At 60.9% G+C, this 19,901-nt stretch carries 18 protein-coding genes; 8 read left to right on the plus strand and 10 right to left on the minus strand.

Annotated elements, in window-relative coordinates; genetic code table 11:
• Window positions 1-221: 221 nt before the first annotated feature.
• From uvrD to NPS58_RS19500, 3 genes are all read left to right on the plus strand, one after another.
• On the plus strand, window positions 222-2,405 hold the full coding sequence (gene uvrD, locus NPS58_RS19490) for a DNA helicase II (protein WP_274116933.1): 2,184 nt from the start codon (window positions 222-224) through the stop codon (window positions 2,403-2,405).
• Between the two features lie 207 nt (window positions 2,406-2,612).
• Entirely contained in the window at window positions 2,613-3,467 is an 855-nt protein-coding gene (locus NPS58_RS19495; RefSeq protein WP_274116934.1) for a Tim44 domain-containing protein, read from the plus strand.
• Between the two features lie 111 nt (window positions 3,468-3,578).
• A complete protein-coding gene (locus NPS58_RS19500; protein ID WP_028942518.1) occupies window positions 3,579-3,986 on the plus strand; it encodes an SMI1/KNR4 family protein in 408 nt (135 codons plus the stop codon).
• Window positions 3,987-4,129: 143 nt separating this feature from the next.
• Here the strand turns inward: NPS58_RS19500 and NPS58_RS19505 are convergent, their stop codons facing one another.
• A complete protein-coding gene (locus NPS58_RS19505) occupies window positions 4,130-5,890 on the minus strand; it encodes a cation:proton antiporter (RefSeq protein WP_274116935.1) in 1,761 nt (586 codons plus the stop codon).
• 323 nt (window positions 5,891-6,213) lie between these two features.
• Between NPS58_RS19505 and NPS58_RS19510 the strand changes: the two genes are divergently transcribed.
• Window positions 6,214-6,699: an acyl-CoA thioesterase gene (locus tag NPS58_RS19510; RefSeq protein ID WP_274116936.1), complete on the plus strand. Its 486-nt coding sequence runs from the start codon at window positions 6,214-6,216 to the stop codon at window positions 6,697-6,699.
• On the opposite strand, the gene pdxY is transcribed toward NPS58_RS19510, so the two are convergent.
• Window positions 6,696-7,568 carry a pyridoxal kinase PdxY gene (gene pdxY, locus NPS58_RS19515; RefSeq protein WP_274116937.1) on the minus strand — a complete coding sequence of 291 codons (873 nt, stop codon included), beginning with the start codon at window positions 7,566-7,568 and terminating at the stop codon, window positions 6,696-6,698. The genes NPS58_RS19510 and pdxY overlap by 4 nt on opposite strands.
• 118 nt (window positions 7,569-7,686) lie before the next feature.
• Between pdxY and NPS58_RS19520 the strand changes: the two genes are divergently transcribed.
• Complete coding sequence (locus NPS58_RS19520; protein WP_274116938.1) at window positions 7,687-8,079, plus strand: DUF3301 domain-containing protein; 393 nt, start codon at window positions 7,687-7,689, stop codon at window positions 8,077-8,079.
• Here NPS58_RS19520 and NPS58_RS19525 read toward each other — a convergent pair.
• Window positions 8,076-9,038: a CobW family GTP-binding protein gene (locus NPS58_RS19525; RefSeq protein WP_274116939.1), complete on the minus strand. Its 963-nt coding sequence runs from the start codon at window positions 9,036-9,038 to the stop codon at window positions 8,076-8,078. The two genes, NPS58_RS19520 and NPS58_RS19525, sit on opposite strands and share 4 nt — an antisense overlap.
• A 49-nt stretch (window positions 9,039-9,087) precedes the next feature.
• On the minus strand, window positions 9,088-10,296 hold the full coding sequence (zigA, locus tag NPS58_RS19530; RefSeq protein WP_274116940.1) for a zinc metallochaperone GTPase ZigA: 1,209 nt from the start codon (window positions 10,294-10,296) through the stop codon (window positions 9,088-9,090).
• Between the two features lie 135 nt (window positions 10,297-10,431).
• Here zigA and folE2 point away from each other — a divergent pair, with 135 nt between their 5' ends.
• A complete protein-coding gene (gene folE2, locus NPS58_RS19535; protein WP_274116941.1) occupies window positions 10,432-11,319 on the plus strand; it encodes a GTP cyclohydrolase FolE2 in 888 nt (295 codons plus the stop codon).
• Between the two features lie 12 nt (window positions 11,320-11,331).
• Here folE2 and NPS58_RS19540 read toward each other — a convergent pair whose 3' ends face one another.
• Window positions 11,332-11,859: a DUF3617 domain-containing protein gene (locus NPS58_RS19540; protein WP_274116942.1), complete on the minus strand. Its 528-nt coding sequence runs from the start codon at window positions 11,857-11,859 to the stop codon at window positions 11,332-11,334.
• Window positions 11,860-11,986: 127 nt separating this feature from the next.
• Between NPS58_RS19540 and cls the strand changes: the two genes are divergently transcribed.
• Window positions 11,987-13,426 carry a cardiolipin synthase gene (cls, locus tag NPS58_RS19545; protein ID WP_274116943.1) on the plus strand — a complete coding sequence of 480 codons (1,440 nt, stop codon included), beginning with the start codon at window positions 11,987-11,989 and terminating at the stop codon, window positions 13,424-13,426.
• 4 nt (window positions 13,427-13,430) lie between these two features.
• Here cls and cfaB read toward each other — a convergent pair whose 3' ends face one another.
• Window positions 13,431-14,615, minus strand: a complete 1,185-nt coding sequence (gene cfaB / locus NPS58_RS19550; protein WP_274116944.1) for a C17 cyclopropane fatty acid synthase CfaB — start codon at window positions 14,613-14,615, stop codon at window positions 13,431-13,433.
• Between the two features lie 199 nt (window positions 14,616-14,814).
• Between cfaB and lpdA the strand changes: the two genes are divergently transcribed.
• Window positions 14,815-16,215: a dihydrolipoyl dehydrogenase gene (lpdA, locus tag NPS58_RS19555; RefSeq protein ID WP_274116945.1), complete on the plus strand. Its 1,401-nt coding sequence runs from the start codon at window positions 14,815-14,817 to the stop codon at window positions 16,213-16,215.
• A 2-nt stretch (window positions 16,216-16,217) separates the two neighbouring features.
• Here the strand turns inward: lpdA and NPS58_RS19560 are convergent, their stop codons facing one another.
• The 4 genes from NPS58_RS19560 to NPS58_RS19575 form a co-directional block, all read right to left on the minus strand.
• Window positions 16,218-17,423, minus strand: a complete 1,206-nt coding sequence (locus NPS58_RS19560) for a benzoate/H(+) symporter BenE family transporter (protein WP_274116946.1) — start codon at window positions 17,421-17,423, stop codon at window positions 16,218-16,220.
• Window positions 17,424-17,506: 83 nt separating this feature from the next.
• The gene (gene catA, locus NPS58_RS19565) at window positions 17,507-18,439 is read right to left on the minus strand and encodes a catechol 1,2-dioxygenase (protein ID WP_274116947.1); all 933 of its coding nucleotides are present in this window, start codon (window positions 18,437-18,439) and stop codon (window positions 17,507-17,509) included.
• Window positions 18,440-18,477: 38 nt separating this feature from the next.
• On the minus strand, window positions 18,478-18,768 hold the full coding sequence (catC, locus tag NPS58_RS19570) for a muconolactone Delta-isomerase (RefSeq protein ID WP_274116948.1): 291 nt from the start codon (window positions 18,766-18,768) through the stop codon (window positions 18,478-18,480).
• An 11-nt stretch (window positions 18,769-18,779) separates the two neighbouring features.
• Window positions 18,780-19,901, minus strand: a complete 1,122-nt coding sequence (locus NPS58_RS19575) for a muconate cycloisomerase family protein (RefSeq protein WP_274116949.1) — start codon at window positions 19,899-19,901, stop codon at window positions 18,780-18,782.

The raw sequence follows: 19,901 nt of genomic DNA on the forward strand, positions 1-19,901 counted from the left end.
GGCAGTGTTCTTGTAATGGTTAGCCCTAAACGTGGACGGAGCATACACAAGCAAGGGCCCCCGCCAAACTGCTCTGGATCATTATTCATCGGATCGATTTTCCGACGAAAGCGCTCAAGCGCGCCGGCCCTGGGCTGCGGCCGGTGACCGCCCGGTCGTCAGGACAAAGTTTTTCTACTGTATATTTGCCCAAGGGTTGCCCGCGCCCCTAAAATGCCCGGATGCGCGATGATCTCTCTCTCCTGTTGAACTCTCTCAACGACGCCCAACGCCAGGCCGTAGCCGCCCCTGTTGGTCGTCAGTTGGTCCTGGCCGGTGCCGGCTCCGGCAAGACCCGTGTGCTGGTGCACCGCATCGCCTGGTTGATCCAGGTCGAGCAGGCCTCGCCGCATTCGATCCTGTCGGTGACCTTCACCAACAAGGCCGCTGCCGAGATGCGCCAGCGCATCGAGCAGTTGATGGGCATAAACCCGGCCGGCATGTGGGTAGGCACCTTCCACGGCCTGGCGCACCGCCTGCTGCGGGCGCACTGGCAAGAGGCCGGGCTGAACCAGAACTTCCAGATCCTCGACAGCGATGACCAGCAGCGCCTGGTCAAGCGCGTGATCCGCGAGCTGGGCCTCGATGAGCAACGGTGGCCCGCACGCCAGGCTCAGTGGTTCATCAACGGCCAGAAAGACGAAGGCCTGCGCCCGCAACACATCCAGGCCAGCGGCGACCTGTTCCTGGGCACCATGCGCAGCATCTATGAAGCCTATGAAGCCGCCTGCCAGCGGGCCGGCGTCATCGACTTCTCCGAATTGCTGCTACGCGCCCTGGACCTGTGGCGTGACCACCCAGGCCTGCTGGAGCACTACCAGCGGCGCTTCCGCCACATTCTGGTGGACGAATTCCAGGACACCAACGCCGTGCAGTACGCCTGGCTGCGCCTGCTGGCAAAGGGCGGCGACAGCCTGATGGTGGTCGGCGACGACGATCAGTCCATCTACGGCTGGCGCGGCGCCAAGATCGAGAACATCCACCAGTACACGGTCGACTTCCCTGACGCCGAACTTATTCGCCTGGAGCAGAACTACCGCTCCACCGCCGGGATCCTCAAGGCTGCCAACGCCCTGATCGCCAACAACAGCGGTCGCCTGGGCAAAGAGCTGTGGACCGATGGCGGCGACGGCGAGCCATTGAGCCTCTACGCCGCCTTCAACGAACACGATGAAGCGCGCTACGTGGTCGAGACCATCGAGAGCGTGCTCAAGACCGGTCTCGCGCGCAGCGACATTGCCATCCTCTACCGCTCCAACGCCCAGTCGCGCGTACTTGAAGAAGCCCTGCTGCGCGAGCGCATTCCTTACCGCATCTACGGCGGCCAGCGCTTCTTCGAGCGCGCCGAAATCAAGAACGCCATGGCTTACCTGCGCCTGCTCGAAGGCCGTGGCAACGACGCTGCGCTTGAACGGGTGATCAACGTACCGCCACGCGGCATAGGCGAGAAAACCGTCGAAGCGATTCGCGACCACGCCCGTCATGCGCAAGTGTCGATGTGGGAATCGATGAGCCTGCTGATCGCCAACAAGGGCCTCAAGGGTCGTGCTGCCAGCGCCCTGGCCGCGTTCATCGAGCTGATCGAGAACCTCGCCGCCAAGGTCATGGAGATGCCGCTGCACCTGATGACCCAGACCGTCATCGAACAGTCCGGGCTGATCATCTATCACCAGGAAGAAAAGGGTGAAAAGGGCCAGGCACGGGTAGAAAACCTTGAGGAACTGGTGAGCGCTGCACGCAACTTCGAAAACAGCGAAGAAGACGCCGAGCTCTCGCCCCTGGCGGCCTTCCTCGGCCACGCCTCGCTGGAAGCCGGCGACGCCCAGGCTGACGAGCATGAAGACAGCATTCAGCTGATGACCCTGCACAGCGCCAAGGGCCTGGAATTCCCTCACGTGTTCCTGGTGGGTATGGAAGAAGGCCTGTTCCCGCACAAGATGAGCCTGGAAGAGCCCGGCCGCCTGGAAGAGGAACGCCGCCTGGCCTATGTCGGCATCACCCGGGCCATGCAGCAGTTGGTGATGACTTATGCCGAGACCCGACGCCTCTATGGCAGTGAAACCTACAATAAGGTGTCGCGTTTCGTACGCGAAATTCCAGCGGGCCTGATCCAGGAAGTGCGTCTGTCCAACAGTGTCAGCCGCCCATTCGGCGCAACGCAGAAAACCAACACCAGCAGCCTGTTCGCCAATGCGAACATCCCGCAGACGGCGTTCAACCTTGGCCAGCGGGTGCAGCATGCCGTGTTTGGCGAGGGTGTGATCCTCAACTTCGAGGGTTCCGGCGCCCAGGCCCGGGTGCAGGTCAACTTCGCCGAAGGCAGCAAGTGGCTGATGCTCGGCTACGCCAAGCTGGAAGCGCTGTAGCGCGCGATAGAACGGGGCAAAAACCCAGGTTGACTGCCCCGCCCCTTGCCGCCCTGGCAATTGGCGGGGAATTCGCCGAGGTGTAACAGCCGTGTCGCGCAAGTGGACACTTCAGGCAAAAGCTAGAAACATTATGGCGCTGGTCATGTGTCCTACAACCTGTGCACCATGACGCGCGTGCAATCCACAAAACGGGAATACCCTTCTATGCAACGTTTTCTTAGCATCGCTTTGGCGCTGTGCATCGGCCTGACGATGAGCCTCGACGCCAACGCCAAGCGCTTCGGCGGCGGCAAGAGCTCGGGCGCCGCGCCAACCCACCAGACCCGCCAGGCCGCCCCCGCTACACCGGCTGCCTCGCCAACCGCTCCAGGTCGTGCACCTGCAGCCGCCAGCGGTGCTTCGCGCTGGCTCGGCCCTCTGGCCGGTATCGCCGCCGGTGGCCTGCTGGCCTCGATGTTCATGGGCGATGGCTTCGACGGTATGCAGATCTTCGACATCCTGATCATTGCGCTGATCGCCTTCCTGGCGTTCCGATTCATCGCCGCCCGTCGTCGCAAGCAGCAGCCACAAATGGCCGCCGCCGGCCACGCCCCTTACGAGCGTGAAGTGCACCAGCAGCCTGCCCAGCCGTCGATCTTCGGTGGTTCGGCCGCCCCTGCCGCGGCAGCCCGCCCGGTGATCAACGCTCCGGCCTGGTTCAACGAGCAGAGCTTCCTGGCTGCCGCCCGCAACCACTTCCAGTCGCTGCAGCAGCACTGGGATGCCAACGAAATGGACAAGATCGCCGAGTTCGTAACCCCTCAGTTGCTGCAGTTCCTCAAGCAGGAGCGGGCCGAGCTGGGCGAAGGCTTCCAGTCCACCTACATCGATAACCTGGACGTGCAGCTAGATGGCGTCGACGATCGTGCCGACAAGACCATCGCCACCCTGACCTTCAGCGGTGTGTCCAAAACCTCGCGCTTTGACCAGGGCGAAGTGTTCAGCGAAAGCTGGAACATGGAGCGCGCCCAGGGCGAGAACCAGCCTTGGCTGGTCGCAGGGATCCGCCAGAACGGCTGATCTTGAGGCATTGCACAAAAAAACCCCGGGCTTGTCCCGGGGTTTTGCTTTTTCGCAGCGGGCTACTAGGGTATAACGCGCAGCGTGTCGCAAAAGGTAGAGGATAGAACCGTGGAAGAAGTCATCGAACAGCTCCGAGAAGCCAACGAACCAGTGCCGGTGCCGCTTGAGCTGCCGGATGAAGACCAACTGGTCGAGATTGAAGAAGAGCTGTTCATCAATATTCCGTTCGTCTTCAAGGAATACCTGCTGACGGTCAGCGATGTGGTCTATGGCAGCCTTGAGCCTGTCACTGTCACCGATCCACAGTCGCATACCTACCTGCCAGAAGTGGCGGCCAACGCCTGGGATGCCGGTGTACCCCGCGATCTGATTCCGATCTGCCAGGATGGTGACGATTACTACTGTGTCGAAGAAGATGGCACCGTGGTGCTGTGGTCGGGCGAAGAAGAAATCGTCACCGAAGAAAGCTGGGAATCGGTCTGGCACTGGGTGCGAGATGTCTGGCTGGAAAGCTGAATGAGAAATATCCTCACAAATTGATGGCTCTTGGCTATTAATGTTCGTAGAATCGCCACGCCTTCCTGCGCGGCGATTCGCTACCGCTCCATCCCCTCGGACATTCGAATTGTCCCGCGCAGGAAGCGTTTCCTCTCATCACCCTAGTGGTGATTCTCCTGATGGTTGTCCAGTGTCTCCAGCAAGGCGACCTGCATCCGTGTGTGCACCCGAATAAGCCAGCGCCACAGCAAGGCCGCCACCACCGCCGCTACCACCACGATCAGCACCAGCAGTTCACTGGTAGGCAGGATGCTCGCCGAGAGTGCCGAGAGCAGCAGGAAGATCACCAGCAACGACAACAGCGGGATGACTTCGGCAATCACCCGACGCACCCGCTGGGTATGCCTGCCGGCCATTTCCGGCTTGACCCCCATCTCGGCCAGCAGCATCGACAGCGCCTTGAGCTTGCGATAGGCCGCGATCAGGAACGGTAGCGAGAGTAACAACGCCGCGCCCCAGATCATCGCCTTCTGTTGGCCCACATCGCTCACCCACTCCCCGAGATACTCACCGATTCGCGCAGCGAAATAGCCGCCACTGAAGAAGATCGCCACCACCAGTGCCAGGTTCACCCCCACCTGCAGTAGGATGCGCCGGATCATCGACGCCAGCAGCGCCCCTTCACCCTGCGGCTGAATGCTGCGCAACCATTCGCCATACAACGACAGTACCCGTGCCAGACGCGTTGGCACCACCTTGGACAGCTTCAGCGACAAAGGGTCGGCGCCACGGATCAGGTACGGTGTCATCAGCGTGGTGATGGCCGATACTGCCACCGCGACCGGGTACAGGAAGTCGCTGGTGACCTGCAAGGTCATGCCCAGAGCCGCGATGATGAACGAAAATTCGCCAATCTGTGACAACCCCATACCTACTCGCAGCGACGTACGTCCGTCGTTGCCGGCAATAAAGGCGCCCATGCCGCAAGAGAGCATCTTGCCCAGCACCACGGCGATGGTGATCACCACGATCGGCCAGGCATATTCCACCAGCACCAGCGGGTCGATCATCATCCCGATGGCGACAAAGAAAATGGCACTGAACAGGTCACGAACCGGCTCGATCAGTCGTTCGATCTTCACCAACTGACGGGATTCGGCCATGATCGCGCCAATCAGGAACGCGCCCAGCACCATGCTGTATTCCAGCTTGACCACCAGGAGACAAAAACCGAAGCACAGCCCCAGCACGGTAATCAGCAGCATCTCGTTGCTTTCGAAGCGCGCGACATAAGCCAGCAAGCGCGGCACCAGCAGAATACCGACCACCAGCGCGACAATCATGAACAGCGACAGCTTGCCGACGGTAGAGAACACCTCGCCGGAGCTGACCGAACCACTGACCGCGATGCCCGACAGCAAGGCAATGATGCCGATGCCGAGGATGTCCTCGACGATCAGGACACCGAAGATCAGCTGCGCGAAGCGCTCGTTTTTCATCTTCAGGTCATTGAGTGCCTTGACGATGATGGTGGTCGAGGAGATTGCCAGGATGGCACCGAGGAACAACGAGTCCATGGTGCTCCAGCCGAACCAGCGGCCGATCTCGAAACCGATCCAGATCATCAGGACGATTTCCAGGAACGCGGCGATGAACGCCGTGGCTCCCACCTTGAACAGCTTGCGCAGGCTGAACTCCAGGCCCAGGCAGAACATCAGGAAGATCACTCCCAACTCCGCGAGGGTCTTGATGGTGTCTTCATCGTGGATCAAGCCGAACGGCGGGGTGTGCGGGCCAATGATGAAGCCGGCAACGATGTAGCCCAGCACCACCGGCTGCTTGAAGCGGTGAAAGAGGATGGTGACCACACCGGCGACGAGCATGATCACTGCCAGGTCCTGGATGAAGCTGATGGCATGCACGGCGTGGATCTCCTTACCCCAAGACAAATGAACCACCCGCGACTCACTCAGGGTTTGACTGATTGAGTTACAGGTACATAGTGTTTTTAATGTAGGAAAGCCCACTTTGCATGGGCTTCCTCAGGTTAACACCGCCGCTTGTTACGAAAAGCTGGTGCAATAAGTGGAAACAGATCGACCAAATCAACGCCGTTAATGGCACAAACAGCGTGACGGCAAGGCCGCTGTCAGCGTCCCGTCATTAGATGGGAATCGTAATAGGGGATAGAAGCGTGAATACCAGTCGCCACCCCGCCTCAGCGCAACCTCACCGTGAGCACACTATGGAACCTGGAAACGCCCAGCTGTCGATGACTGTCCTGATGACCCCGGACATGGCCAACTTTTCTGGCAACGTTCATGGCGGCACTCTGCTCAAGTACCTCGATGAAGTCGCCTACGCCTGTGCCAGCCGCTATGCCGGCCGTTATGTGGTCACCTTGTCGGTGGACCAGGTGGTGTTTCGCGAGCCGGTGCATGTCGGCGAGCTGGTGACCTTTCTTGCCTCGGTCAACTACACCGGCAACACGTCGATGGAAGTGGGCATCAAGGTGGTCACCGAAAACATTCGCGAACGCTCGGTCCGCCATAGCAACAGCTGCTTCTTCACCATGGTTGCCGTAGACGACGACCGCAAGCCGGTGGCTGTCCCCCCCCGGCATCCAGAAAGCAGCGAAGAAAAGCGCCGCTTCCTGCAAGGCAAGCAGCGCCGGCAGATTCGCCAGGAGCTGGAAAAACGCTATCAGGAACTCAAGGGCGACGCGCTTTAAGTATCAAGACGCCGCGCCTCGAACCGCACCCGAGGGTGCACGATGCGGTCCTGGGCCCGCACCAGCTCAAGCTCGTAGCTGGCGCAGGCCTGGGTTTCGAGCAACACCTCATGGACGGCGGCAGCGGCGAATTCGAATGCTGCCACCCAGTCATCGCCCAATAGCACCCGCGCCATGAACAAACCCGAGGTGAGGTCGCCCACGCCCACCGGCTGACGCGGAAACGCCAGCAAAGGGCGGCGCAGGTGCCAACTCCCCTCGGCCGTCACCAGCAGCATTTCGAAATCCTGCGCTTCGCGTCCCGGATAGGCCAGGTGCTTGACCAGCACCGCCTTAGGCCCGCGTTCAAGCAGGCTGCGGGCCATCGCCACGCAGTCTTCCAGCGACGTTGGGCGACGATCACAGAAGCTGTCCAGCTCCAATTGGTTGGGGCATAGCACGTCTGCCACCGCCACGGCTTCTTCGAGCAGAAAGGCGCTGACCTCGGCCGGGACGATGCAGCCCTTTTCCGGGTGGCCCATCACCGGGTCGCACAGGTACAAGGCCTTGGGATTGACAGCCTTGATCCGAGACACGCCACTGAGGATCGCCCGACCCTGTTCTGCACTGCCCAGGTAACCCGACAACACCGCGTCGCAATTGCCCAGCTCGCCGATCGCCGCAATGCCTTCTACCAGTGCGGGGATTTGCGCTGGGGCAAGCACTTCCCCGGTCCACTGGCCATACTGAGTGTGGTTGGAGAACTGCACCGTATTGAGTGGCCACACATTCACCCCGACCCGCTGCATGGGAAACACCGCCGCGCCGTTACCGGCGTGACCGAAAACCACATGGGACTGGATGGCGAGCAAATGCGGCGTACGTTTCATGCAGAACTTCCGAAGCAGAGAATATGAAAAACACGGCGCGCAGTATGGCGCTAATTGGCACCTGTACGACAGACCGCAGAGGCAGTTAAGCTGGGTGTACTTCGTTGGAGCAAATGTAATGTTGACCCTGGGTAATCTCTTTGTGCTGATGGTGCTGGGTGCTGCTGGTGCCTGGCTGTGGCATAACCATGGATTGCGTGAGAAGGCCCTGGAACGGGTCAAGCAGCACTGTGCAAAACTCGATCTGGAACTGCTCGACGGCAACGTGGCGCTCAAGCGCATCGGCTTTGTTCGCGATGCCCAGGGCCGCAAGCGCCTGGCCCGTGTGTATAACTTCGAATTCACCGTCACTGGCGAACAACGCCACCCGGGCACCGTCACCCAGTTCGGTGCCCACAGCATGCAGATCGAACTGGCGCCCTACCCGTTCGAAATCAAACCCGCTGCGCATGCCGATAACGTCATTGAAATGAATCAGTGGCGCCAGGACCACAACCGCTGGCGAAACTAGACGCGACAGGCCTGCATGGCCTGTTGCAAGGCCGTTTGGTCCTGGGCTGTGGAAAAAATCAGTTCGAGCCGTGAATCACGCCGCCATTCGCTGGGCTGCCACTGCAACGCGTCCTGCCCCGCCACTGCATTGATAGATTGCCAGCCGTTCGGGCTGTGGATAACCAGCTTGGCCCGGCGCCAGTCAAAATCACGTAATAGCTGTTCGATGCGCTGTGGATAAAAAATCTGCCGCGGATGCCAGCGCCAGCCAATGCTCCACCCCGCGTCAGCGTCCTGCACACTGCAAATAGGTTCGTCTGGATTTATCCACAAGCTGGTTACTGGCCCGTTTTCATTAGGTACTGTCAGCTTACCCACAGCCGCGACAGCACTTATATCAACAGGCAATGCAGACAGCGGCAGCTCACCGTGATCGGTCCAGAACAGCGCACACTCTGGCAATCGTGACGTTATCCACAAGCGCTTTTCACTATCCACACCCCGCGATTTGTTCAACACCAGCAAACCCGCGCCACACAAGGCTTGCTGCTGGGCATCCGGCAAGGCAATACCTGCGGCCAATTGCTCGGCATCCAGCACCACGATAGCCGGCTGGACGGCCAGCACGCCACGCCATGGCGGCTGTCGCAACTGTTCGAGCAACTGCATTGGGTGTCCCAGACCCGAAGGCTCGATGAACAACCGGTGCGGCCTGGCCTTGCGCAACAGGCGCCCCAAGCCGACCTGGAAAGGCGCGCCGTTGACGCAACACAGGCAACCGCCTGCCACTTCCCCCATGGCTATGCCCTGATCGTCGGTACTCAGCAAGGCAGCATCCAGGCCAATCTGGCCAAACTCGTTGATCAACACCGCCCAGCGCTCTTCGGGCGGTCGCTGGGCCAGCAATTGGCGTATCAGGCTAGTCTTGCCGGCCCCCAGGGGGCCAGCAATGACGTGGGTAGGAATGTTCTGCAGCATAGGGCGCCACGTGCTCAGGATTTTCGTCACTATGCCTTGGGGTCACCCCTCAAGCCACCTCCTCGACGTACCAGGGGCCGAATGGATCTGGCAATTGCCCCCAGGCTTCTACCCCCTCGGCCAACTCCGCATCATTCAGCAGGCAGGCCTCCAGCTCGGCATTGAGCTGCGCAAAATCGATGTTCTGGCCAATGAATACCAACTCCTGGCGACAGTCGCCGCAGTCTGCCGTCCAGTGCTTGAGGATCGTGGCCGTGCTTTGTTCGTCCTGCGGCCAGTGCTCGCGCGGCACAAAACGCCACCAGCGACCGGCAAAGCCATAACGCATCATGCCTCCGGCCTGGGACCAACTACCCGCATCCTGGTGCTTGCTGGCAAGCCAGAAGAAGCCCTTGGAACGCAACAACCGGCCATTGCTCCAGGGCCCGTTGATAAAGTTGAAGAAGCGCTGCGGGTGCAATGGCCGCCGCGCCTGCCAGGTATTGGCGGCGATGCCGTATTCCTCGGTCTCAGGAACATGTTCGCCACGCAGCTCCTGCAACCATCCAGGTGCCTGGGCAGCACGATCGAAATTGAACAGGCCGGTATTGAGGATTTCGCCCAGCGGCACCTGGCCCATCACAATGGGCATTATCCGCGCATGAGCGTTAAGGCGACGCAGGATGGCGCTCAACTCATCACGTTCATGGCTGCTGATCAGGTCGATCTTGCTGAGCAGGATCACATCGGCGAACTCCACCTGTTCGATCAGCAGGTCAGTAATCGAACGCTCATCTTCCTCGCCCAGTGTTTCCCCTCGGCTGGCCAGGCTCTCAGCCCCCTGGTAGTCGCGCAGGAAATTAAGCCCGTCTACTACCGTGACCATGGTGTCCAGCCGCGCCTGGTCGGCCAGGCTGCGGCCTTGCTCATCTCGGAAGGTAAAGGTTTCCGCGACGGGCAACGGCTCGGAGATGCCGGTGGATTCAATCAGCAGGTAATCGAAGCGCCCCTCACGGGCCAGTCGACCGACCTCTTCCAGAAGATCCTCACGCAAGGTGCAGCAGATGCAACCGTTACTCATCTCCACCAGTTTTTCCTCGGCCCGATTGAGGCTGACGTTGCGCTGCACCTCACTGGCATCGATGTTGATTTCACTCATGTCGTTGACGATCACCGCCACCCGCAAGTTTTCTCGGTTACGCAGGACATGATTGAGCAAGGTGCTTTTACCGGCGCCCAAGAAGCCGGAAAGCACGGTAACGGGAAGTCGGTTGGGCATGTTCGGATCCTCATCGGGCAGGTGCATTCGAATGATGCGTTGCGCAACGTTATATTATAACAATACAATCTCGGCAACCCGCTCTGCCTTAGCGGTTGCCTTTGGCGCCCTACCGTCACCCTATTCGAGCCGTTCATGACTGCACTCACGCTTCCTGATATTGCCGCACAAGCCATCCATACAGACTTGCCGCTGGAGTGGGTTGGCATGTGCAATATCGCCCTGCCGGTACGCTGGGCAGGCAACACTCTTCGCGCCAGCGTCGACGCAGGTGTCAGCCTGGACGACGGCGCTTCTCGCGGTATCCATATGTCGCGCTTGTATCTGGCATTGAATGTTTTTGGAGCGGAGCCTCTGAGCGCTCACTTACTCCGCAAAGTGCTGGAGACTTTTCTGGAGAGCCATCGAGGATTATCGGGCAGCGCATTCCTGAAGCTGCGCTTTGAAATCTTGCTTGAGCGGCCTGCCTTGGTCAGCCCGCTGGTTGGTTGGAAAGCATACCCGGTGGTTCTTGAAGCGCACCTCATCAATGAAGTGTTCCACGTGGAACTAAAAGTGGAGCTGGCCTATTCCTCCACTTGCCCCTGTTCGGCAGCCTTGGCGAGGCAGTTGATTCAACAGCAATTTCAGATCGATTTCGGGAAAAGCGAGCTGAGCCATGAAACCGTTTTGAGCTGGCTGGGTAGCACAAAAGGTATTGTTGCAACGCCACACAGTCAACGAAGCGTGGCGAAGTTACAGACGCGCTTGAAGCCAGAAGTGGGTGAGCTGCTGATCATCGAGCTGATCGACCAGGCTGAAGCCGCGTTAGGCACGGCCGTGCAAACCGCGGTCAAGCGGTCCGATGAGCAGGCCTTCGCATTGGCCAACGGTCAGAACCTGATGTTCTGTGAGGATGCCGCCCGACGTTTGCACTTTGCCTTGCAAAGCCTTGAATGGCTGACCGGTTTCAAGCTGCGGGTGGAACATGCAGAAAGTCTGCATGCCCACGATGCAGTCGCCGAGAGTCAGTGGTGCTGGTAGCGCCACTGCAGATCAGGTGCGCGGTTTGACCGTGCCGCAGTCATTACCCAACCAGACCGCACGCGTATTCATGCTGCCCTGCTGCTGCACACCCGAAGCATTGAAAGTACCGCTGACCTGAGTGAGGAACTCGCGGTCGCTGAGGAAAGTAGCCTGTCCTGCCCCCTGTGCTTTCGGGCAACTGAAAGTGAATTTCCACACGTTGCCGGTACGCTCGGTGATCTTCTGGGTACAGCCCGACTTCGGATCCTGCAGCGGAATATCGTCGGTCTTCACTTGCTCAGGCGTAAGGCATGAGCGCACTCCCTGGCCCGCCACACTGATTCCCTGCTGGGCCAGACCACCTTCGATCATCGCTCGCTGCTCAGGCGGCAGGTTCTTCAATTGGCCGAGCATGAAGCCCATGTCTGGCAGCGGCTTGCCATCGACCTGCATGTTGCTGGTCGTCAGCTCCCACAACCCCGGTTGCAACATCTGCGCATGCACCAACGGACTCGACAGCCCCAACGCCAGTGCGAGCATCGGCAGACGACTTTTCATGTAATGACTCCTCGAAACTCCAGCCCCAAGCTGGAACAGAGCTTAGACGTCAATTTGGGCTTTGGGTTGCAACGGGGGGCTGGAACATGCTCTGTTAGAGGCCGAGCCTCTGGACTGCAGGATGCGTATGGATTACCACAGCCCCTACTTCTTCGGTTACCTCATCGGTGCCCTGCACCTGCTCGGGGCCATCGCCGCCACCCATGCGGTACTCACCGTACGCACCGCCCAGGGTGCCATTGCCTGGGCCCTTTCGTTGCTGTTCATTCCCTACTTCACCTTGATCCCTTACCTGATATTCGGCAGCCGGACCTTCGACGCCTACATCAAGGCGCGGCGCCAGGCCAACCGTGAAATGCACGTGGCCATGGCCGATCTCAACTGGCGCCCTTGGGTCGAGGAAGCGCTGGCGGCGCGCAACTCCGAATCCTATGGCGCGCTGCGGGCCATGCCAAAACTCGGTCGGATGCCATGCCTTGCCAATAATCAGGTGCGCCTGCTCATCGATGGCAAGGCCACCTTCGACGCTATCTTCGCGGCCATCGCCGACGCCCGCGACACTGTGCTGGTGCAGTTCTTCATCATTCATGACGACAACCTGGGAAGATCCCTCCAGACCCTGCTGCTCAAAAAAGCCGCCGAGGGAGTGAAGGTCTATGTGCTGTATGACCGGGTGGGCAGCCATGCCCTGCCCGCCGCCTATAGCCAGGCCCTTCGTGACGGGGGCGTGAACGTCCGTGCCTTCGCTACCCGTCGGGGCTGGTTCAACCGCTTCCAGGTGAACTTTCGCAACCACCGCAAGATCGTCGTGGTCGATGGGCTGCAGGGCTTTGTCGGTGGACATAACGTGGGCGATGAATACCTGGGCGGCAAGCCGAAACTCTCCCCTTGGCGCGACACCCATGTGCAGGTCAGCGGCCCGGTGCTGGCCTGCCTGCAGGAGTCGTTTGCCGAGGACTGGTTCTGGGCGGCGCGCCAGCTACCGCCTCTCATTCTGCCCGACACCTACCCTGAAGACGGCGTGCTCTGCCAGGTACTCGCCAGTGGCCCGGCCGACCCGCAGGAAACCTGCTCGCTGTTTTTCGTCGAGGCCATTCACGCGGCGCGCGAGCGCCTGTGGATTACCAGCCCCTACTTCATTCCTGATGAAGCCGTCTTCGCGGCGCTTCGCCTGGCAGTGCTGCGTGGCGTGGATGTGCGTATCCTCCTGCCTTCACGCGCCGACCACCGTATCGTGTATGCGGCCTCCAGCCTGTTCGCGTTCGAGGCGGTGCGCGCCGGGGTGAGGATGTTCCGCTACGGACCAGGCTTCCTGCATCAGAAGGTGGTGCTGATCGACAACGAAATCAGCGCCATCGGTAGCGCCAACCTGGACAACAGGTCGTTCCGGCTCAACTTCGAGGTGATGCTGTTGACGGTGGATCGCACCTTCGCCGACCAGGTCGAAACCATGCTCATGCACGACTTCGACCTGGCCCGGGAAATCACCGCCGAAGACAGTGAAGACACTCACCGCCTGCAACAGTTGGGCATGCGGATCGCCCGGCTGATCTCACCGATTCTCTGAACGCCTAGCGGTAAAGATCCTCGCGGGTCAGCGGCAGGTCATGATGGCCGTCGGCAAAGGGTTTGACCGCGAGGATCTGGTGCAGGTTGATCCACCCCTTGGCGAAGGCATAGGAACAGCCGGCCAGGTACAGGCGCCAGATCCGCAGGGCTTTCTCCGGCACCAGCGTCGAGGCTTTATCCAGCTGGCTTTCCAGGCGATCACTCCAGTGCTGCAGGGTGCGCGCATAGTGCAGGCGCAGGCTCTCGACATCGACAATCTCAAGCCCGGCATGGCTGATGGCCGCCGAGATCATCGAAAGGTGCGGCAGCTCGCCGTGGGGAAACACGTAACGTTCGATGAAATTACCCGCGCCCCGCCCTACCGGACGTCCATCCACATGCTTGGCGGTAATGCCATGGTTCATCACCAGGCCACCTTCGCGCACCGCACCGAACAGGCGCTGGCAGTACAACGCCAGGTTGGCATGGCCCACGTGCTCGAACATACCGACACTCACCACCTTGTCGAAACGGCCATCCTGGGGAATGTCGCGGTAGTCGAGGATCTGCAGGTCCACCTTGTCCTGCAGGCCTTCGGCCTTGACCCGTGCCCGTCCCAGCTTGAGCTGCTCCTTGCTCAGGGTGATGCCCATTACCTTGGCGCCAAATTCGCGGGCGGCAAAGCGTGACAACCCACCCCATCCGCAGCCGACATCAAGCAGATAGTCGCCCTGCTGCAGGCGCAACTTGCGGCACAGGTGCTCGAACTTGTTCTGCTGGGCCTGTTCCAGGGTGTCCTGGCCGGTTTTGAAATAGGCACAGGAATAGGCCATGTCCTTGTCCAGCCACAGCTGGTAGAAGTCGTTGGACAGGTCATAGTGATAGGAAATCGCTGCCTCATCGGTGGCCTTGTCGTGCTCCCGACGCACCGGCTGGGCGTCGACTTCATCCTTGAGCAGCGCTTCGCTGAGTTCGTCGCAAACCCGGATCACCTCACTGATGGTGCCTTCCAGCTCCAGCTTGCCTTCGACGAAGGCAGCGCCCAGTTCGTCCAGGCTCGGATGGGTCAGTTGGGTAATAAGCTGCGGGTCCTTGACCAGAATGGTGACCTGCGGCATTGGCCCCAGATCATATTCATGACCATCCCACAGCTTCAGGCGCAGGGGTAGTCGCAGGCTTTGCAGAACAGGTGGAAGTTGCGCAAGCATGAAATGAACCCTCCTTTTTTCTTCGGACGTCACCGCAGAAGGGTAGTTCATAGTTTGCAACTTTCAGCCTATCGCGACCATAGTCTTACGCTGTCGCTCCCGTTCCAGACCCTCGGGAGGCGCGATAAATTGTATACAATCAATCGTCCGGCAGACTAATCTTGGCGCCATTGTCGATTCTTCATCCTGGAGTACAACAATGAAAACCTATGATGTAGTGATCATCGGCGGCGGTCCGGGCGGCTACAACGCCGCTATTCGTGCCGGCCAACTGGGCCTGAGCGTGGCCTGTGTAGAAGGCCGCTCGACCCTCGGTGGTACCTGCCTGAACGTGGGCTGCATGCCATCCAAGGCACTGCTGCACGCCTCCGAGCTTTATGAGGCGGCGGTAGGCAGCGAATTCGCCAACCTGGGTATCGAGGTCAAGCCGACCCTGAATCTCGCCCAGATGATGAAACAGAAGGACGAAAGCGTCACCGGCCTGACCAAGGGCATCGAGTTCCTGTTTCGCAAGAACAAGGTCGACTGGATCAAAGGCTGGGGACAGCTGGCAGGCCCGGGCCGGGTCAATGTGAGCGCCGAAGATGGCAGCGTCACCGAACTGCAGGCCAAAGACATCGTCATCGCCACCGGTTCCGAACCGACCCCGCTGCCGGGCGTGACCATCGACAACCAGCGTATCATCGACTCCACCGGTGCCCTTTCGCTACCGGGCGTCCCCAAACACCTGGTGGTAATCGGTGCCGGGGTGATCGGCCTGGAGCTGGGCTCGGTATGGCGTCGCCTGGGCAGCCAGGTCACCGTTATCGAATACCTGGACCGCATCTGTCCGGGCACCGATGAAGAAACCGCCAAGACCCTGCAACGCTCGCTCGCCAAACAAGGCATTACCTTCAAGCTGGGCAGCAAGGTGACCCAGGCCAGCGCCTCGGCAGACGCCGTCAGCCTGACCCTCGAGCCTGCCGTCGGCGGCGCCAGCGAAAGCCTGGAAGCCGACTACGTGCTGGTCGCCATCGGCCGCCGCCCGTACACCAAGGGCCTGGGCCTGGAAAGCGTCGGGCTGGAAACCGACAAGCGCGGCATGCTCGCCAACGAGCATCACCGCACTTCGGTGCCAGGAATCTGGGTCATTGGCGATGTCACCTCAGGCCCGATGCTCGCGCACAAGGCCGAGGACGAAGCAGTTGCCTGTATCGAGCGGATTGCCGGCAAGCCCCATGAGGTCAACTACAACCTGATTCCTGGTGTGATCTACACCCGGCCGGAACTGGCCAGCGTCGGCAAGACCGAAGAGCAGCTCAAGGCCGAAGGGCGTGAATACAAGGTCGGCAAGTTCCCCTTCACCGCCAACAGCCGGGCCAAGATCAACCACGAGACCGAAGGCTTCGCCAAGGTCCTGGCCGATGCCAAGACCGACGAAGTACTGGGTGTGCACCTGGTCGGCCCGAGCGTCAGCGAGATGATCGGCGAGTTCTGCGTGGCCATGGAGTTCTCCGCCTCGGCCGAAGACATCGCCCTTACCTGCCACCCGCACCCGACCCGTTCCGAGGCCTTGCGCCAGGCCGCGATGAACGTCGAAGGCATGGCCATGCAGATCTGACTTCAGTCAGCTCGCAGCCCTGCCCTGCTCGCCTGTGGCGCTGGTCGCCGCAGGTTGAGCAGCAGGTGGGCGAACAGGCCGAAGATCAGCCCCCAGAACGCTGCCGACAGGCCCATGAATGACATGCCCGAGGCCGTCACCAGAAAGGTGATAAGCGCAGCTTCGCGATCGCTCGGCACGCTCATCGCCCCTGCCAGTGCGCCACCGATGGCACCGAATAATGCCAGCCCCGCCAACGCCGCAATCAAGGCCGCCGGAAAGGCTGTGAATAGCGACACCAGGGTCGCTCCGAACACGCCCAGCAACAGGTACAGCACCCCGCCCGACACCCCGGCCCAATAGCGCTTTCCCGGATCGTCATGGGCTTCGCGGCCCGTGCAGATCGCTGCAGTAATCGCCGCGAGGTTCAGGCCATGGCAACCAAAAGGTGCCAATAGGACACTGGCCAGAGCATTGCTGGAGATGATCGGGCTGGCAGGTGTGCGGTAGCCGTCGTTGCGCAACACGGCAATGCCTGGCACGAACTGCCCGGTCAGCGCCACCATCACCAACGGCAAGCTGATGCTCAACAGCGCATGCCAGGTGAACACCGGCGCGGTCCACACCGGCGTGGCAAGGCCGATCACCAGCGCCGAACCGTTCATTTCGCCACTGAACACGGCGATGCCCACCCCGCACACCAGCACTGCCAGGACCGCGTAGCGCGGGGCAATGCGCTTGAACACCAGGTAAGTGACGAACATCGCCAGTACCAGCACCGGTTGCGACTTCAGGGAGACGAACAGCCCGGTACCAAAACTGAACAGAATGCCCGCCAGCATGGCGGCGGAGATGGCCGGTGGCAGTTTGCTGACGATGCGGTCGAAGGCGCCCGAAACCCCCACCAGCAAGATCACCAGGTTGGCGACGATATAGGCCCCCACCGCCTCGGCGAAAGCGATATCCGGCAGCAGCGCCACCAGCAGGGCCGAGCCCGGGGCGGACCAGGCAATCACCACGGGCACCTTGAAGCGCAGGCTGAGTACCACTCCCAGTACACCGCTGCCAATGGAAATGGCCCACACCCACGAAGACAGCTCGGCCGCCGATAGCTGTGCGCTGTGGGCGGCCTGGAAAATGATCACCAAGGGGCCTGCGTAGGAAATCAGGGTGGCGATGAAGCCGGCGACCAAGGCGGAAAGGGAGAAGTCGTGGATTATTGTTTTCATTGATCATCCTTAAAGAGCATCGCGGGGCAAGCTCGCTCCTACCGTAGGAGCGGGCTTGCCCCGCAATGGATTCAACCGGGATATCAAGCGTCCTGCAATGCCCGCGGCCGCTTGCTGCGTACCTCACTCGCAGGCTTGGGTGCACTGAGCAGCTGGAAGTCAAAGTCCATCTCGGCGAAGCGCCCTTGCACACCGCGTGCATCGGCCGCCGCGGCATCCTCGACAAAGCGCAGCTCGCCGATCAGCCCGTCTCGGGTGGCATAGGCAAAGTCATCCCACAGGTACTCATCGCCCGCCAGGTTGATCTGGGTGGTCAGGTGACGATACCCCGGTGCCGATATGAAGAAGTGGATGTGCGCCGGGCGATTGCCATGACGACCAAGCTGGTTGAGCAGCTCCTGGGTCGGGCCGTCCTCAGGGCAGCCATAGCCCGACGGCACGATGCTGCGCGCGCGGTAGCGGCCTTCGGCATCGGTGACGATACGTCGGCGCAGGTTGAAGTCCGATTGGGTGCTGTCGAAGTAGGAGTAGGTGCCCTGGGTATTGGCGTGCCACAGGTCCACCACCGCACCGGCCACCGGCTGACCCTGCTCATCGACTACGCGACCCTGGAGGAACATCACCGTACCTGGGTCCAGGCCATCGTCCATCCGCACCTCGCCTTCGGCCATCGGGGCGCCTGCCACATACAGCGGCCCTTCGATGGTGCGCGGGGTACCGCCGGTGATGCCGGCCTCGGCATCCTGGGCATCCAGTTGCAGGTCCAGGTAGTGCTCCACGCCAAGGCCCGCGACCAGCAGGCCGGCTTCCTGGCGGCTACCCAAGCGGTTGAGGTAGTCCACGGCCTTCCAGAACTCATCGGGAGTTACTTGCAGGTCTTCGATGATGCGCGCTACATCGTTGACGATACGGTTGGTCAGCAGCTTCAGGCGTGGGCTGCCCAGGTCATTGTTCAGGCCACTGACTTCTTCGAAGAATTTCTGGACGTCGGCAGTGTGGGCAATTTTCACGGTCATGACAGGTACCTCGAATTGTTGTTATCGGCGTTTGGCGTTCAACGGTCGTCGCTGTGGATGGATGACGGGTGGCGACACAGGCCATCGATCTCGATGTCCATGTACGGGAACAGCGGCAGCTGCATCAGGGTGTCGTGCAGCGCCTCGACGCTGGGCAGGTCGAACACGCTGTAGTTGGCGTAGTGCCCGGCGATACGCCACAAGTGGCGCCAGCTGCCTTCTTGCTGCAGGCGCTGGGCCAGCGCCTTCTCGTCGGCCTTGAGTTGCGCGGCTTTGGTCGGGTCCATGTCCAGGGGCAGGTTCACGGTCATTTTCACGTGGAACAACATGGCTTCTCTCCTTAGGTGCGGCTGAAGAACGCCAGGCGCTCTTCGTCCAAAGTCAGGCCCAGGCCTGGGGTACGCGGTACGTGCAAGGCGAAGTCGCGGTACACCGGCGCTTCGATCACGATTTCTTCGGTCAGCAGCAACGGGCCGAACAGCTCGGTGTGCCAGGTCAGCTGGTTGAGGGTGACGAAGGCATGCGCAGCGGCCAGGGTGCCGATGGAGCCTTCGAGCATGGTGCCGCCGTACAGGGCGATGCCTGCCGCTTCGGCAATCTGTGCCGTGCGAAGCACCGCACGGGGGCCACCGTTCTTGGCGATCTTCAGGGCGAAGATGCTGGCGGCGCCGTCGGCGGCCAGGCTGAAGGCATCCTCGACGCTTTCGATCGACTCATCGGCCATGATCGGTGCCGGGCTGCGCTGGTTCAGGCGAATCTGCCCGGCGCGGTTGATGCGCGAGATCGGTTGCTCGATCAAGTCGATACCGTTGTCGCCCAGCACCTGGCAGGCGCGGATCGCCTGGGACTCGTCCCAATACTGATTGACGTCGACACGCACACTGGCGCGCTCGCCCAGGGCACGCTTGATGGCGATCACATGCTTGAGGTCATGGGCCACGTCGTTGGCGCCGATCTTCAACTTGAAGATGCGGTGCCGGCGCAGGTCGAGCATCTGCTCGGCCTCGGCGATGTCGCGGCCGGTGTCGCCGCTGGCCAGGGTCCAGGCCACTTCCAGGCTGTCGCGTACGCGCCCGCCCAGCAGTTCGCTGACGGCCAGGCCAAGGCGTTTGCCCTGGGCATCGAGCAACGCGCTTTCGATGCCGGAGCGGGCGAAGGTATTGCCTTTGATCACCTTGTCCAGGCGCTGCATGGCGGCATTGATGTTGCTGGCGTCCTGGCCGATCAGCAGCGGTGCAAAGTAGCTGTCGATGTTCTGCTTGATGCTTTCCGGGCTTTCATTGCCATAGGCCAGACCACCGATGGTGGTGGCCTCGCCCAGGCCTTCGATACCGTCGGAGCAGTGCAGGCGGATGATCACCAGGGTCTGCTTTTGCATCGTGTGCATCGCCAGCTTGTGCGGGCGAATGGTGGGCAAGTCGACGATCAGGGTCGAGATGCGTTCAATCAGGGGATGACTCAT

It is taken from the genome of Pseudomonas putida (genome assembly GCF_028682455.1).
Taxonomy (GTDB): Bacteria; Pseudomonadota; Gammaproteobacteria; order Pseudomonadales; family Pseudomonadaceae; genus Aquipseudomonas; species Aquipseudomonas putida_AA.